At 39.4% G+C, this 15,212-nt stretch carries 18 protein-coding genes; all 18 read right to left on the bottom strand.

The features are described 5' to 3' along the window. Nucleotides 1-9: 9 nt before the first annotated feature. The 18 genes from EO125_RS00980 to EO125_RS01065 all read right to left on the bottom strand — a co-directional run bounded on the left by EO125_RS00980 (nucleotide 10) and on the right by EO125_RS01065 (nucleotide 15,199). Nucleotides 10-1,980, bottom strand: a complete 1,971-nt coding sequence (locus EO125_RS00980; protein ID WP_127147242.1) for a TonB-dependent siderophore receptor — start codon at nucleotides 1,978-1,980, stop codon at nucleotides 10-12. 263 nt (nucleotides 1,981-2,243) lie between these two features. Further along, the gene (locus EO125_RS00985) at nucleotides 2,244-2,732 is read right to left on the bottom strand and encodes a EutP/PduV family microcompartment system protein (protein WP_127147243.1); all 489 of its coding nucleotides are present in this window, start codon (nucleotides 2,730-2,732) and stop codon (nucleotides 2,244-2,246) included. 2 nt (nucleotides 2,733-2,734) lie between these two features. After that, nucleotides 2,735-3,079, bottom strand: coding sequence for an ethanolamine utilization microcompartment protein EutS (gene eutS, locus EO125_RS00990; RefSeq protein ID WP_127147244.1), 345 nt, complete (start codon nucleotides 3,077-3,079; stop codon nucleotides 2,735-2,737). Between the two features lie 21 nt (nucleotides 3,080-3,100). Continuing rightward, nucleotides 3,101-3,835 (bottom strand): MIP/aquaporin family protein, encoded by a 735-nt coding sequence (locus EO125_RS00995; protein WP_127147245.1) that lies wholly within the window; start codon nucleotides 3,833-3,835, stop codon nucleotides 3,101-3,103. Nucleotides 3,836-3,845: 10 nt separating this feature from the next. Next, nucleotides 3,846-4,994, bottom strand: coding sequence for a 1-propanol dehydrogenase PduQ (locus EO125_RS01000; RefSeq protein ID WP_127147246.1), 1,149 nt, complete (start codon nucleotides 4,992-4,994; stop codon nucleotides 3,846-3,848). A 2-nt stretch (nucleotides 4,995-4,996) separates the two neighbouring features. After that, complete coding sequence (locus EO125_RS01005) at nucleotides 4,997-5,530, bottom strand: heme-binding protein (protein WP_127147247.1); 534 nt, start codon at nucleotides 5,528-5,530, stop codon at nucleotides 4,997-4,999. Nucleotides 5,531-5,559: 29 nt separating this feature from the next. Continuing rightward, complete coding sequence (locus tag EO125_RS01010; protein ID WP_304481411.1) at nucleotides 5,560-5,832, bottom strand: BMC domain-containing protein; 273 nt, start codon at nucleotides 5,830-5,832, stop codon at nucleotides 5,560-5,562. Between the two features lie 8 nt (nucleotides 5,833-5,840). Beyond that, nucleotides 5,841-6,452: a BMC domain-containing protein gene (locus tag EO125_RS10145; protein WP_127147249.1), complete on the bottom strand. Its 612-nt coding sequence runs from the start codon at nucleotides 6,450-6,452 to the stop codon at nucleotides 5,841-5,843. Between the two features lie 11 nt (nucleotides 6,453-6,463). Next, complete coding sequence (locus tag EO125_RS01020; RefSeq protein WP_127147250.1) at nucleotides 6,464-7,867, bottom strand: aldehyde dehydrogenase family protein; 1,404 nt, start codon at nucleotides 7,865-7,867, stop codon at nucleotides 6,464-6,466. Between the two features lie 11 nt (nucleotides 7,868-7,878). Next, on the bottom strand, nucleotides 7,879-8,514 hold the full coding sequence (locus tag EO125_RS01025) for a phosphate propanoyltransferase (RefSeq protein ID WP_127147251.1): 636 nt from the start codon (nucleotides 8,512-8,514) through the stop codon (nucleotides 7,879-7,881). Then, nucleotides 8,501-9,535 (bottom strand): AraC family transcriptional regulator, encoded by a 1,035-nt coding sequence (locus tag EO125_RS01030; RefSeq protein WP_240630406.1) that lies wholly within the window; start codon nucleotides 9,533-9,535, stop codon nucleotides 8,501-8,503. The genes EO125_RS01025 and EO125_RS01030 overlap by 14 nt, the downstream gene beginning before the upstream one ends. A gap of 19 nt (nucleotides 9,536-9,554) precedes the next feature. Further along, nucleotides 9,555-10,856: a PocR ligand-binding domain-containing protein gene (locus EO125_RS01035; protein WP_127147253.1), complete on the bottom strand. Its 1,302-nt coding sequence runs from the start codon at nucleotides 10,854-10,856 to the stop codon at nucleotides 9,555-9,557. Between the two features lie 118 nt (nucleotides 10,857-10,974). Further along, the gene (locus EO125_RS01040) at nucleotides 10,975-12,297 is read right to left on the bottom strand and encodes an aldehyde dehydrogenase (RefSeq protein ID WP_127147254.1); all 1,323 of its coding nucleotides are present in this window, start codon (nucleotides 12,295-12,297) and stop codon (nucleotides 10,975-10,977) included. Nucleotides 12,298-12,311: 14 nt separating this feature from the next. Then, entirely contained in the window at nucleotides 12,312-12,575 is a 264-nt protein-coding gene (locus EO125_RS01045) for a EutN/CcmL family microcompartment protein (RefSeq protein WP_126937825.1), read from the bottom strand. A 22-nt stretch (nucleotides 12,576-12,597) separates the two neighbouring features. Next, nucleotides 12,598-13,131, bottom strand: coding sequence for a hypothetical protein (locus EO125_RS01050; RefSeq protein ID WP_127147255.1), 534 nt, complete (start codon nucleotides 13,129-13,131; stop codon nucleotides 12,598-12,600). A 56-nt stretch (nucleotides 13,132-13,187) separates the two neighbouring features. Beyond that, nucleotides 13,188-13,469 (bottom strand): BMC domain-containing protein, encoded by a 282-nt coding sequence (locus EO125_RS01055; protein ID WP_009353643.1) that lies wholly within the window; start codon nucleotides 13,467-13,469, stop codon nucleotides 13,188-13,190. A gap of 30 nt (nucleotides 13,470-13,499) precedes the next feature. Continuing rightward, a complete protein-coding gene (gene pduB / locus EO125_RS01060; protein ID WP_009353719.1) occupies nucleotides 13,500-14,270 on the bottom strand; it encodes a propanediol utilization microcompartment protein PduB in 771 nt (256 codons plus the stop codon). A gap of 8 nt (nucleotides 14,271-14,278) precedes the next feature. Further along, a complete protein-coding gene (locus EO125_RS01065) occupies nucleotides 14,279-15,199 on the bottom strand; it encodes a glycyl-radical enzyme activating protein (protein WP_127147256.1) in 921 nt (306 codons plus the stop codon). Between the last annotated feature and the right edge of the window lie 13 nt (nucleotides 15,200-15,212).

Consider the following 15,212-nt stretch of genomic DNA (forward strand, 5'->3'; position numbering starts at 1 on the left):
TGGTACCTGCTAGAAATGATAGGAATAGTTTACATAGTAATTACGTGGTAAATCCCAGTATTCCCATTCGCCTTGAGAGATGACATTTTTACGATTTAACAAGTTATTTACATAGAATCCAATTGTTTGTGACTCATTCGGGCTATAGTTTACATGGGCATTTATATTGATAAACTCTGGATTGCGTTGTTTGTCCCGATTATAGGCACGAACTCCCCAATAGGAAGCAGCTAATCCAGCTTGCCATTTATCTTTTTCATAATCTAACGCTAGATTTAACTCTAATTTAGGAGCTGTTTGTACCCAATCTTTTTTATTAACATCTTGTTTTTTAGGATTAGAATAGGATGCACCTAAGGTCATGATTATATCACTAGTTACATACGATTTATACTCTGCTTCAATCCCTGTATTGCGGAATTCTCCACCATTGATACGAATAGTTTTACGATTTCCGTCTAGGGGATTCTCCGCCCAATCAAAGAAATTTTTAAATTTCATGTGATACAGACTAACACGCCAAGAATCTCTCTTATTAGCTTGTTTATACCCAATTTCATAATTCCAACCTTCTTCTGGTTTTAATTTGCCACCTGGTATTTTCATATACTCAGAAGGTTTAATTTTTTTAGGATCTGTTACCCATTTAAAAGCATCATGAATATTCGGCATTGTAAACGCTTTACCTATATTCGTATAGATGGATTTTGAACCATCAATCTTGTACAAGGTTTGCCATTGTGGTGTAAACACTTGTTGATCTTTAATCGGATCATTAATAACTTGGTATCGACCACCAATAGTAGTGCTGAAAGATGGAGTAATCTGGAATTCATAATTACCATATAATGCTACAATATTACGTCCTGCTTTTACCATGTGATTCGCCTCTGATTTACCATGGTATGCTTCATGAATTGCCTGCACCCCTAACACTGCTTTATTTGTATCCTTATGCGCCTTCCAAGTATGCTGTGCCTCTACACCCACTTTATAAGCACCATAATTATAAGGACTTTGTACATACTGAGGCGTTTTCAAAGAATTACTTTCACCGATTAAACGACGTGTATTGAAAAATACACTAGCCTTAGTAATCTCATCATCATATACAATGGATCCATTATTTTTAATATCTCGATAATGCCAATATTTGGTTTCTGTTAAAGCTGATTTTTTCGCGGTCCATTTTGCCTTTGGTATGGTACTAATTTGTCCATATGTAGAATCGCTTTGTTGACGCATATAGTTAATTGTTACATAGTCATGAGGTTTCACATTCACTGCAATATTATGTGCATAGCCATTTTTTCGAGTATTATAATAGTCTTTTCCCGTTCTATCAGGAGATGTTCTAGCTTGTGCTCCATAATACTCTTTCGATGTAGAAATTTCAATTCTATCTGTGCCTACTGTTGTAGCATATTTTTTGTATCCTTCATTGCCGATACGTGTTTCAATAGTAGCATGGTTTTTAGTAGGTGCTTTTGTGATCACATTCACAACACCACCCAATGCTTCGGAACCATATTGTGCAGACGCAGCACCACGAACGATTTCGATGCGTTCCACATTATCCATCATCAAGCCATTTAAACTATTTTTACCATCTAAATTGATAGGTGCACCATTCACTAAAACCAAGGCACTCCTATCTAAGCCACGGATATTTGTACGACTTTCCATACCGCCAAACTCTAATCCTAACGGTCCATAACTAAAAGTTGTTATACCGGTAGCCTGTCCCACTGCGTCAAAAATACTCTTCGCTCCAGAGTTTTTCAAATCTGCTTGATCAATAACTGTAACAGATGCTGGTGTTTCTAAATCTTTTGTCTCAAAACGTTGTGCTGTCACAACCACTGGATTAAGTACAGTCACTGTATCCAAGTCTGTGGCAGATTGCGCACTTACAACACTCACCGTAGAACCTACGATGCCTGCCAGAACTGCTAATCCTAATGCCTTCCCTTTCATCATTACGCTCCTAACTGTAGCACTTGGCTACTAACCACGTGTGTCCACATGCCCATTGTGGAACACAACCTGTTACCTTTTTAGTTAAAGGATTTTACTATACATTTGTTTATACCCATCCATACCTATGAAAGAATATATTTCTAGTTTATCATACTATAGGTTTCATGTGGTAGTAAAATAAATTTTATTTATCAACTATCGCATTGTACAAAAAAGCACCGCCACAAAGGAAGGTGCTTTTCTATCCGCTCACCATGATGATTTTATTCCTTTACAGATAACATCGCTCTAAGAGCTTCGTATCCATAGGTCACCATTGGTATATCTTGTATTAAGTTTTGGTCTGTTATGTCCTCTTCCGATTCCGTTACGACACAGATGTCATTAGCACCCGCTAATCGCAGTAGGCGTACACTTTCACCAATCTGAGACGTATCTAATGCATCATTCATAACCACAACGCCTACTACATTGCGATTAAAGGCTCCTGCCGTAGCTGGTGGATAGGGATTGAATGGTTCCCCTAAGCGGTAGACCAGTACCACGGTATCCACATCGTAGGATGACACTAAAAGAGCAGAAAAATACCAAGGATTTTCAATGTACTCTCCGGGAGTTAGCACACAATTGCCTTCACGATACACCGCCATTGGCCGTGGCAATGTCTTCTTTCTGCCTAAAAGACATTGTACCACAATTTCCACGTGACTATAGGTGCTACCAGCCCACAAAGTACTACGCAAGGTATCCACGGTTAGCTCCTTGTAATAGGAACTACGCTAAACTGTAGCAATTCCGAGAATCCCTGTAATACACTAGAGAGTGATACCTCTACGCTAGAAACATCTCCTGATATTAACACAGCCCCTGAAAATCGATCGATAAATTCGATATGTACATTGGCTGCTTTAGAGGCCATATCTCCTGCAATGATAGCCGCTTCCCCTGGGGTAATCGTCAAAATACCTACAGCACTACGACCTTCGCTATCCAAGCCTAATTTACTGTATAAGTCCCGTTTTGGATTCGCCAACACATGAGCTAATGTGACTTGTTTTCCAGGTACTGACTCTTGAATGATACGTTGTTTATCTAGCATAGGATATAACCCCCTTTCCAATTATAAATGTAAAGTAACATGTAGCCAGTTAAATGCACCCACTGCTAACAACGCGCCAATCGTTGGTCCTACAATTGGTACCCAAGCATAACCCATATTGGCAGTTCCTTTGTTAGGAAGCGGTAAAATTGCATAGGCCAAACGTGGCGTAAAGTCACGAGCAGGGTTCAAGGCAAAGCCTGTAGTTCCACCAAAGGAGAAACCGATACTTGCCACAAGGAAACCGACAATAAGTGGTGCTAAACCGTCAGCCATAGGTCCTAAAAAAAGTACACAAAAGATGAATAAGAAAGTAGCAATCACTTCAGATAGTAAATTCCAAGCGCGTTCATCACAAGCTGGACCTGTAGCAAAAATACATACACAGTTTCCTTCATCTGGACCAGTAATCTTAAAGTGAGGATAATAGTGTAGCATCGTAATGCCTGCGCCTACAAAGCCACCTAACAATTGAGCGATAACGGCTCCCACTACTAACTCTGAAGGAAATAATCCACCTGCTGCGAAAGCAATCGTTAACGCTGGGTTCAAGTGTCCTACGCCACCTAAGTGAACGGCCACATAGACTGCAAATGTAACTGCAAATCCCCAACCAAACATCAAACCAATCCAGTTTGTTTTAATTGCGCTTGTAATTGTATTTTTAAGCAATAATCCTGCATTACAACTACTACCGAAAGCCATTAGAATGGCTGTTCCGATAAATTCACTAACATACACTTGTGTAGCATCCATATGTGTTACCTCATATAATACATGTTAATATACGTGTTAAATCTTCTTTTGTGGCTGCGTATGGGTTACCTGGATAGGTACGATCCACCATTGCCTGTTGCACTAATGTAGTGAAAGATTCCTTAAAGGAAACTTCATCAACACAAAACTCTTTCATTGTTATAATGCAACCCACTCGACGCGCTAAAGATTGTGCACATCGTACTAAAGCAGCAATTTGTGCACTTTCATCATCAGATTCGGTGGTTAAGGAGAGTTTTTGTGCAATCGAAATGTATTTTAATTTAGCCTCATTAGAGTTGGCTGCATTATACATAATGACATAGGGCAATAGCATGGAGTTAGCTAAGCCATGCGGTACATGGAATTGCCCTCCTAATTGATGTGCTAAGGCATGGGTAATACCAAGACCCGCTTGGTTAAATGCAAGACCTGCCATGCAGGATGCTTCATGCATCGCTGCTCGAGCTGCTTCATCTGTTCCACACTCTACACATATTGGTAAGTTTTTAATGACTAATTCTATCGCTTTTTCTGCTAATGCATCTGTAAAATGGTTAGCTTCTGTGGCTACTAATGCTTCCATAGCATGTACCAATACGTCCATTCCACTATAAGCAGTTACCTTGGCTGGCGCAGATTTCACAAAGAATGTTGTCAAAATCGCTTCATCTGGTAATAAGCTTTCATCTACCAAAGGATATTTTATCCCTGTTTTTGTATCTGTGATAACCGCAAAGGATGTAACTTCTGATCCTGTACCACTTGTTGTAGGAATGGCGATAAATTTTTTAACTCCTACACCATAAATAGTTTTACAGAAATAGTTGATTCCTTTCGCTGTATCAATAGCAGAGCCACCACCAATGACAATCATAACTGTGGCTTGTTCTTTATGTAGAACCTCTACTCCTTTGACAATAGAATCAATAGGCGGGTCCGGTACAACATCAGAATACACTACATATGTATTATTAGTATTCACCAAGTCAATTACTGTCTGTAATCCTGGTGTACCTTCTAAAAATGGGTCACAGATGATAAAAATACGTTCTCCTTCTAATATGCGAAGTCTTTCTAAGGCATCTGTTTTAGTGCCATTGGCAGAGTGTTCTGTTTGTCCTGTAAAAATTTGCGTTTTAAATGACCATAATTCCATGATTACGCCCCTTGTATATATGATTGAAAAGCTCGTAGTCCTGCGTTCACTATGAGCACATCTTCTTCTACAGTGCCACCACTAATGCCTAGACCACCGATGAGATGATTTCCTAGCATTAGTGGCTCACCACCTCCAAATAAGACTATGGGTCTTTTCACCATTGTCTCAACACCATAAAGAGGAGTCCCTGGTTGCACTATCTGTCCTAACTTCTCTGTTCCGCATTGAAAAGCGACTGCTGTATAGGCCTTGTTAGGGGCTAGTTCTATGCTCACACCTAAAGCTCGTTCCATACGCCGTTGATACACTAAGGATCCGCTAGCATCCACAATAGCAATCACTACAGGAATCCTCAATCGTTTCGCCTCTTGTTCGCAGGCTTCAACGACAGTATCCACCACGGATTCAACGGTAATTCCTGTATGTCTCGACCACTGTGTTACTCGTCCAATGGGGGCGATTCCCTCTTGTGTAGTGGATGGTACGCGCTCTATGTTTGCAATAATGTCTCGGACTGAATCATATATATCCATGTCCATCCTCCTTACTAAAGGCTATCCTACTATTTGGTCAACAATGTTTCTACATCGTGATGTGGACGAGGAATTACGTGAGTAGATACAACTTGTCCTACGTTACTAGCTGCTACTGCACCAGCTTCTACGGCTGCTTTAACAGCACCAACATCACCACGAACCATAACTGTTACTAAACCAGAACCAATTTTTTCATAACCAGTTAATTCTACATTGGATGCTTTTACCATTGCATCTGCTGCCTCGATAGCTGCTACTAAACCTTTTGTTTCTACCATGCCTAATGCATTATTCATGATAAACCTCCTTATTTTTTAGAACTACTTTTCTTTTTAGTTTTAGTCGATTTTGTTGATTTCTTAGATCCTGTAGCTTTTGGTGCTACTTCTGTTGTAGATGGTGTAGATTCTTCACCAATCACAATGTTTGTTAGCTCAGAAATGGTTTTTGCCATCGCTGTATCTGTTTCTTCCACTGTTTTTGCTGGCTCTGCCACGACAGTTTCCGCCACAGGTTTTGCAACCACCGTGTCTACCACTGGTGTTTCCACTTCTGTGGATGGAGTAGAGGGTGTATCTTCCTTCGCTTCTACTGTAGGTTCTTCTACAACTTCTGCTGTCGGCTCTTCCTTCGCAGGTACCGTTTCTTCTTGCAAGAATACATCGATAACGGTTTGCGATACTCTTGGAATCACTTTAGAACTTACAAAACAACCCAACTCTTTTGCCACCATAGCGCCTGCTTCAACAGCTGATTGTACAGCTCCCACATCGCCTACTACTTTCACTGTAAACCAACCAAAACCATTAGCTCTATCAATATTTACTACATGCACGTTAGATGCTTTTACCATGACATCTGACATGGTAATGGCGCCTAACAAGCCTTTTACTTCTAATAGTCCTAACGATTGATTCATATAAGCCTCACTTATCTCAAGCTAAATGCTTCACTTAATACACAACGACGGATACGACAGAATGATCTTGCACAAGTAATGCCTTCTCCTGTTGGTCCTGCAATGGTAAATGTAGTGTGACCTTCGCCACCTACACCAATACCTGCATAGGATGGAGCATTCTTAACAAAAATTGTAGTTTCTAGTAACCGTGCCATTTTAGATAATTTTTCTAAGTTTTGAGAGTGCATCATTGCTGTGTGACGATTTCCCAATTCTGCGCGGTATGCACATTCGATAGCAATGTCTACATTTGGAACTGCTACGATTGGTAAAATTGGCATCATCATTTCTTCTGTTACTAGGTGATGATGTTCTGATGTACGAGCAATGATTAAACGAATGCTGTCATCTACCACAATACCTACTAATGCTAATAAATCTTTAGCCGATTTACCTACAAAATCTGGATTTGGCTTACCATCTTTCTTAGTTACTTTTTCAACTAATGTATCTAACATAGATATATCAGTAATTTCATAAGCACCATTCTTTTTCATATGGTATACCAATTGATCTGCCACAGATTCCACAACAAATACTTCTTTTTCAGCAATACATGGTACATTGTTATCAAAACTTGCACCACTTACGATATCTTTCGCTGCTTGTTCAATATGTGCTGTTTCATCTACAACTACCGGAGGGTTACCAGCGCCGGCACCAATCGCTTTTTTACCAGATGATAAGACTTGGTTTACAATGCCAGGGCCACCGGTAGCTACTAAAAGTCTTACTTTTGGATGGCTCATCATGCATTGTGTGCTTTCAATTGATGGTTCACGCACCATTGTTACCAAGTTGTTCGGAGCACCTGCCGCTTCTAATGCTTTATTGATCATTTGCACTAAAATGGTAGATACTTTTTTAGCTCTTGGATGTGGGCTGAATACTACTGTATTACCGCCTACGATCATGGAGATAGAATTATTGATAATTGTTTCTGTCGGGTTCGTTGTTGGTGTTATGGCACCAATCACGCCAAATGGACAAAACTCTTCAATTGTCAATCCATCGTGACCTGTCATAGCACGAGTTTCCAGCACCTCTTTACCTGGTGTTTTCACCGCAGCTACTCGGTTTTTAATCAATTTATCACTATATCTACCAATGCCTGTTTCTTCTACTGCCATGAGTGAAATCATTTCTAAATGATCTTTTTGCAACACAGTTTCACGAATGGCATCCACAAATGCATTGCGTTCTTGTAATGAAAAGGATAACAACTCTCTTTGTGCCACTTCACTAGCATCAATCGCGGCCTCCATGGTATCGAACACGCCATATTCATAGGGCGTTGTTTCCATACCTACGCCTTCTTGTTGTAAATCTTTCACTACTTGTTTTACTATACTTTCAATCATTTCTAAGTTCATTTGTATCTCCTCTATGACTTCGATACAATTCCAATATCATTGTTTTTTATGCGTCCTGCATTCGCTTCATCTACATCAATATGCATTTCTAAAGCAAATTTTGGCGATACTCGAATAATCACATTGGAAAATGTCAGTTCTCGTTCTCCATGCACAGTCACTGTCACTCGTTCTTTATCGACCACGCCCATACGTCTTGCATCGTTAGGATGCATATGGATATGTCGATGCGCTACGATCACCCCTTGAGAAATCGTTAATTTCCCTTTCGGTCCAAGTAACGTTATACCTGGAGTTTCCCGTAAATCACCAGATTCACGTATCACGCCTGGTACTCCCAACGTAAATGAATCTGTTAGAGAGATCTCCACTTGTGTATCATTTCTAAAAGGTCCCAAAATACGCACTTTTTCAATACTACCTTTTGGTCCTACTAGAGTTACTGTTTCATTTGCAGCATATTGTCCTGGTTGTTTCAAGTCTACTTTTTTTGTCAGTTCATCTTGTCCAAATAAAACGGTATATGCTTCTTTTGATACATGAACATGACGATTTGAAACACCAATTGGTACGCTACATCTATTCAATTCTTGTAACTTTGCTATAACGCGATCCGTTACTAAATGTAAATACTCAGATTGTTTCATAGGTTTCCACCAATCCATTAATGACTTGATCTCGATATTGTGAGATTGTTTTATGTTCATGTTTTTTGAAAATTTTACAGAAATAGCTCACATCACTATATCCCAATATGTTGGCAATATAGGATCCGCTCTTTTCCGTCCCAAGTATATATTCCTTCGCTAAATTGATTTTTTTCTTGTGGATATACTGCATAATCGTCATATTCAACTTATGTTTGAATATACGACTAATGTAGCCTTGGCTTACATTACAAGAAACAACTATATCTTTTAAGGAAATATCTTCTTGTATATGTGTCTGAATATAGTAGAGAACATTATGCAAAATGTCTTGTTTCCCTTGATTTAGTTTCATAAATAGGAAATCAACCATTTTAAATGTCCATATACCTAGCCCTTCTGCATATTTTGTATGCATAGGTTCCAACGGTATCTTTCCCTTTATCGTATGTATCATAGATGTGTGGGTGTTTAAGACCTTTTGTTGTACCTGATCTACTAGTGCATACAATTTACTGGCTATTGACTGGCTATCACTATGTTCCTGTGTATACTGACATACTTGGTATAATCTGTCATAAGCTACCTCAAAATCACCTTGCTGAAAGCCTTGTACAATTCCGTCCAACAGATCTAGGGATTCCCCTGTGATCTCTTTTTCTTTGGGTATTCCCTTTTCTGGAATCCATTTGTAAAAATCATCCCAGCTAAAAGGTTTATATAAATATCCAATGCCGGAATATTTCATAGTCATTTGGTTAACAGCTTGCGTTTCTTTATTCAACATCATCACAATTCGACATGCTGGATAGGTGTAATACATATGTCGAATAATGTCGCCTGCTTTTTGATGACTAATATCCATTGCTATATAGGCAACAGAAATGTTTTCTTCCTTCGGTAAGGAAAGTACTTCTTGATATGTACTAATGCAGATGACCTCCGCTTGCATATGGAGTGCAATTCGCTTTTGTAGGGCTTTCATATGCAACTTATCGGTATCTACCAAAAGTATCTTCATCACAAAATACCTCCTTGTCTTATTCTACTGGATAGGATAACATCACCTGCATCCCACCCGTTGGCAATGGATAACAATGTACTTTAGCAGAAGTGCCATGGTATTCTATAAACGTTTGTTGTAATTTTAAAATAGCTTGACTCGTTAGAGATACGTTTGATTCTATCGTATCTCCATGTATTAATCGCGTCACATCTTGTAGTAATTTGTGTAGTACAAGTACTTCCTCAGAATGAATCCGCAATGTGTCATCTTCTATGACAATACAGACTTGATCATCTTGGAGCTCTGCATGTAGTTTCACGGAAATCTTCGGATGCCCCTCTTGTTGTGCTCGTTCAGCCACTTGATATACATATTGCCATATACTATAGGACGGTAACATGTAGTGCCACAGACTCTCATCAACATCCATATACCAGCCTATGTGGCAATCTTCACGATAGTTTAAGAGAGCTACTGTAGATTCGATGCGCGAGCATTCTTCTTTGATACTTGTTTCAAATAAACTATCATGATGAAGTGCTAATACATGAATATAATCGAGAATCGCTGTTTCCGTTTTTTCTGCTTCTTCTGCTACAGATAAGCTATCTACTACACTAAGTAATTTACAATTACGCACCGTATCTACATAGCGCTTATACTTTTCTAGCTCACTTCGTAAGCAACAAATCTTATCTTCTGCTTCTAATACTTCTTTTTCTAATTCTTTTATACGATTTAAATTCTTTTGTTTATTTCTACTCGATACAATTTCATGATTTGTGAGTTGATTAATAATAAACTCCACTAGTTTTGCAATGGAAAGCACTTCACTATAGCTATACCGTTTAATATCTGCTAACTCTTCTGGATTCGTAGTTTCAATGTCTTGGTTCACTAATTGTGCTCCACCAGGCACCATATTTTTACTCAACCGGACTATTGTATCTGGTACATCATCACAGAGAATCTGTCCCCCGATAAATCCGCCTAAATAATGACCATCCACGATAATCGGTATAGCAATTTCTAAAAGCCCACAAGGACAAATATAAATGCTCACCTCTTTATTAGTGGCAGCAATAATCGCACCTGATGCATCGGATAACTTACACAATAATGATGCTGTAGGGTTCTCTCTAGTTTTCTTACAATAGTTGCAAAACCGTGTTGTTTCTGTTAATACATCACCTTTATAATCTACTGTCACAAAAGCTATTCCTGTCACGCTGGCAACCGCTTCTTGGATTCCTTCTAATAAATCATGATCTATGACAGTCATAATATCCAGTCGTGATTCTTCGTTTCGATTGTCTTCAAAAGTATTTCGTGGCATTCTTGTTCATTACCTTTCTTATACAATATGTAAAATATCTCTACTTATAGTATTCGACAGTAATTACAAAAATCATGCTTAAAAATATGATTTCCATCATGAAATTTACTCATATCTATCATGTATAAGAACATAGCGTTTCTACATACACACATCGTCTGCGACGAACTAAATCTTTCGCCGTAATAGCCCCTTCACCAGTGATATTGGCAATCGTGAAAGACGTAGCCCCTACGCCACAGATACCAATCCCATCTAAGGAACATCCATTTTTCACAAAGATCGTAGTTCGGAACGCTTTGGCTGCTTGTCGCAACCGTTCCGTGTCGCGCGAATGAATGCCTGCTGTATGGTGATAACCTTGTTCTGCATCGACAGCAATTTGTAGAGCACTTTCAAAGTTACTAGCTTTCACCACTGTAATCAATGGAGCTAATATTTCCTGTGTCACAAAAGGATGGATTTTAACTGTTTCTACAGCAATTAAATCATAAGAACGATTCGTATAAATTCCTGCATCTTTTAAAATCTCATCTGCCGATTTACCGCCATATTGACGATTCACTTCCATATCTTCAGTTAAGAGAATTTTCGATAATTGCAACATTTCTCCCACTGAATCCACATAATACACATTGAGTCTTTCTAAGGTCTCTCGAAATGCTGGCAATACAGATTCCACAATAATGACATTTTTCTCCGATGTACAAGTAATATTGTGATCGAAGGATGCACCTTTGTGAATGCAATACGCTGCCCGATCGATATCAGCCGTTTCATCTACCACAAATGTAGGGTTCGCTGGACCTGCTGAAATGACTTTCTTGCCACAGGCTAATGCACTTCTAGCTGCATCTGATCCACCAGTAGACAAAATTAATTCCACATCAGGATGATTCATTATTTCATTAAGATATGATAAGGAACAAGTATCTGGTGTAGTAATCAAGTTACATATGCCAAATTTATCTAAAATAATTTTGTTCATCACTTTCGTAATATATTTAGATACTTCCATGGCTCTTGGATGTGGACAATGAATCACTACATTTCCCGCTGACAACAAACTAATTGTATTGTTGATCAACGTTTCACAAGGATTGGTACTTGGATGTATGGCACATACAACACCATATGGAAATGGTTCTGTTAAGACAATTCCATTTTCCCCTTGCGTAGTTCCTGTAATCAAGTCTTCTGGACCTGGCGTTTCTTCCAAAGCAAGTTTAATCTTAATCGCCTTATCTTCGGCTTTACCCATACCAGTTTCTTCACAAGCTAATGCGGCAAATTCTAGACAATAGCCTCGCAATCCTTCACGAATGGCTTGAATCAATTGTTTCCGTTCCCGTAGGCTCAACTTTTGATAGATGTGAAATGCTTGTTTTGATGCATGCACAACCTGTGTTACTGAGGAAAATATCCCCCCTTGGGTTCCCATATTTTGCCTCCTTACTAAATAACAACAGAGTCTACAATACCAATGATTGCTAAATCTATGGTAGCCCCTTTTCGGTTCTCTTCCACACGTACTGAAGACCCCGTTCCAACTAGCACATATTCACCTACACCAGCTCCTACAAAATCAGCTGCTACTTGTTCTCTATGAGCTGGCGAAAGCGATGCATCGACAGGCTGTACAATCATCAACTTATATCCTAATAGGGTATCACTTTTTTTCGTTGCTACAACATTACCAATCACTTTTGCTAAATACATGCTTACTCCTATCTCATAGGACTCAATTCATATGACGAATATGGTCTATGTATCGTATCCCTAATTCAAATATTTTTTGATAGTACCCTTGCACCATCTGTTGGTAGGGACCTGGTTCTTTTCCTGATAAAGGCTCTATGGATGTTGGCAGTACATAGATACTAGCACCTGCTGTAAAAGCTTTCTTTACCACTTCCGACAAATCCGATTGACTATAGCCTAACGCAATATGAATGACATCATTTCTTCCTATATAAGGTAATACTATGCAATCGTGTTCTGTGAAAGCTGGTTCCTCTCCATAGGGATATTGCATAAGAAAAGGATGAATTTCTTTCACTCGGCGTTCCATGTCTGGATTACCATTCTTAGGAACAATGGCATGAACTTGTGTGAAGTCACATGTAGTCAGTTGATTCGCTAACGCATAATTTTCATGATGCCACTGTTCATCAAAGACAACATATAATTTTCTTACACTTTGTTCATGAGATTGTTCTGCTAAAATACGTGCCACCATGTCTTCTAGGAGCCTAGATAGGTCTCTATCTTTCATAGTGCCTCCTCTAAAGTAGTGGCATATAAGGACGATGCCTCATATGCCACGCTACATTACGCTTTAAGAGTTGGAATAATACGTTCTGTATCGATGTGAGGACGAGGGATAACGTGTAAGGATACAACTTCACCTACTGCACGAGCTGCTACTGCACCAGCTTCAACAGCTGCTTTTACTGCACCAACATCACCACGAACCATAACTGTTACTAATCCAGAACCAATTTTTTCATAACCTACTAAGTTTACATTAGCAGCTTTTACCATAGCATCTGCTGCTTCAATCGCACTTACTAAACCTTTTGTTTCTACCATTCCTAATGCATCTGAAACCATAATATCCTCCTATGTTTCTATACTAACCTATTAAATGTATGGTGTTGTACTCGATGTAGGTGTATCACCTAAAGCACCAAGCAATTTAATACCCACTTCACGAGCTGCTTTCACAGCTTGACGAACCGCACCAGAGTCTCCAGAGAATGTTAAGATCACTTCGTTAGAGAAACTTGTACCAGATTTAGGGGATGCGTAGGAAACAACTTCTACATTGGCAGATTTCACTGCTGTATCCGCAAGTACGGCACCAATTGCTGCTGGACCTGCACATACCATGCCAAAAGATCTACCTAATGGAGTGTTGAATACGGCTTCTAAACAATAGCTTGCCCGTGCTGTGTATTGGAATTCCAAGTGACCTGCATCATTAGCGTATACATCTCCAAAGTATTTTGGAACAGCTTCTAATGCAATTTCAACAGCTCGACGAGCATCGGATACATCATGAGCACCGATATAGATCAAGGATCCATGACCTGCGCCACCTTTAGTATCGCGAGGCAATTCTACTGTAATAATTTCAGTATTCGTTGCTTTGATAGCATCATCCACAGCCATAATTTGCGGGCCTGCGCCTACACGACCGCCGATAATACCGATGGATTTGAATTTTCCCAATCCCATTGTTTCTGTTAATAATGGATCCACACTGGCAATCACAAGACCAATTGTATCGCCCATTGCAGTACCTACAAATTCAGTAACTCCGATGGATCCTGCTGTTGTGCCTTGCGGCTTTTTAATGCCAAGTTCTTCTGATACTTGACCCATCACTTTTTCTAATAATGCTGTATCCATAGTACCTCCTAACCACCAATAATACAGTTTAAACCATATGATTCTACTATTTTTTTATACGTTTCCATTTCTTCTTCTGGAATCTTTGGTGTATTTTCTAATTCATATTCACGTCCCAATAATTCATATTTCCCTTGCCCATAATTGTGATATGGCAACAAGTGAATATCATGAACATTAGGCATATTTTCCTTCACAAACTCTGCTATGCCACGAATATCTTCTTCGCTCGCATTAAACCCAGGAATCGTAGGAACACGCACTGTTGTATTTGTGATAGACTGTATGACTTTAGCCGACTCTCTGATCCTTGCGTTATCCACACCAGTGAACTTTTTGTGTTGCTCTGGATTGACGCTTTTGATATCTAGTAGAACTAAGTCGATGTACGGCATAATCTCTTCTACAATCTTTGTGTCATAATACCCTTCTGTTTCTATTGCGGTATGCCATCCTTGTGCTTTACAAGCTTTAAAGATTTCTTTAGCAAACTTTGGTTGTGTCAATGCCTCTCCACCAGATAAGGTGATGCCGCCATTAGAGCGGAAATACTGCGTTGCATCTTTTTTCAATTCCCGCACCACTTGTTCAACGGTCATCAACTTACCTTTCATGGAAAGTGCACTGGTAGGACAGACCATGGTACACTCTGAACAGTTGTCGCAGAGTGTACGGTCGATCCAGTACGGGTTGCCATCGGCAATGGCCTGTTTAGGGCAAACTGCCTGACAAGCTTTACAACCAATACAGAGTTGTTTTCGATACACTACTTCAGGATAATACTGCTGTGATTCTGGATTAGAACACCATTTACATCGTAATGGACAGCCTTTCAAAAAAACGATTGTCCGAATTCCTGGTCCATCGTGAATGGAAAAGCGTTGAATATCAAATACAGTGCCTTGTACACTATAATCTACTGATTCCATACGAACTTATCCT

Origin of the sequence: Veillonella sp. VA139 (assembly GCF_003992005.1) — a bacterium.
GTDB lineage: Bacteria > Bacillota > Negativicutes > Veillonellales > Veillonellaceae > F0422.

Coding starts and splice junctions, on each gene's coding strand:
- pduB (WP_009353719.1), bottom strand. CDS start 14,270: ATGGATACAGCATTATTAGAAAAAGTGATGGGTCAAGTATCAGAAGAA.
- EO125_RS00980 (WP_127147242.1), bottom strand. CDS start 1,980: ATGATGAAAGGGAAGGCATTAGGATTAGCAGTTCTGGCAGGCATCGTA.
- EO125_RS01005 (WP_127147247.1), bottom strand. CDS start 5,530: ATGGATATATATGATTCAGTCCGAGACATTATTGCAAACATAGAGCGC.
- EO125_RS10145 (WP_127147249.1), bottom strand. CDS start 6,452: ATGAATCAATCGTTAGGACTATTAGAAGTAAAAGGCTTGTTAGGCGCC.
- EO125_RS01065 (WP_127147256.1), bottom strand. CDS start 15,199: ATGGAATCAGTAGATTATAGTGTACAAGGCACTGTATTTGATATTCAA.
- EO125_RS01000 (WP_127147246.1), bottom strand. CDS start 4,994: ATGGAATTATGGTCATTTAAAACGCAAATTTTTACAGGACAAACAGAA.
- EO125_RS01045 (WP_126937825.1), bottom strand. CDS start 12,575: ATGTATTTAGCAAAAGTGATTGGTAATGTTGTAGCAACGAAAAAAAGT.
- EO125_RS01040 (WP_127147254.1), bottom strand. CDS start 12,297: ATGGGAACCCAAGGGGGGATATTTTCCTCAGTAACACAGGTTGTGCAT.
- EO125_RS01055 (WP_009353643.1), bottom strand. CDS start 13,469: ATGGTTTCAGATGCATTAGGAATGGTAGAAACAAAAGGTTTAGTAAGT.
- EO125_RS00995 (WP_127147245.1), bottom strand. CDS start 3,835: ATGGATGCTACACAAGTGTATGTTAGTGAATTTATCGGAACAGCCATT.
- EO125_RS01035 (WP_127147253.1), bottom strand. CDS start 10,856: ATGCCACGAAATACTTTTGAAGACAATCGAAACGAAGAATCACGACTG.
- EO125_RS01050 (WP_127147255.1), bottom strand. CDS start 13,131: ATGAAAGATAGAGACCTATCTAGGCTCCTAGAAGACATGGTGGCACGT.
- EO125_RS01020 (WP_127147250.1), bottom strand. CDS start 7,867: ATGAACTTAGAAATGATTGAAAGTATAGTAAAACAAGTAGTGAAAGAT.
- EO125_RS01030 (WP_240630406.1), bottom strand. CDS start 9,535: ATGAAGATACTTTTGGTAGATACCGATAAGTTGCATATGAAAGCCCTA.
- eutS (WP_127147244.1), bottom strand. CDS start 3,079: ATGCTAGATAAACAACGTATCATTCAAGAGTCAGTACCTGGAAAACAA.
- EO125_RS01025 (WP_127147251.1), bottom strand. CDS start 8,514: ATGAAACAATCTGAGTATTTACATTTAGTAACGGATCGCGTTATAGCA.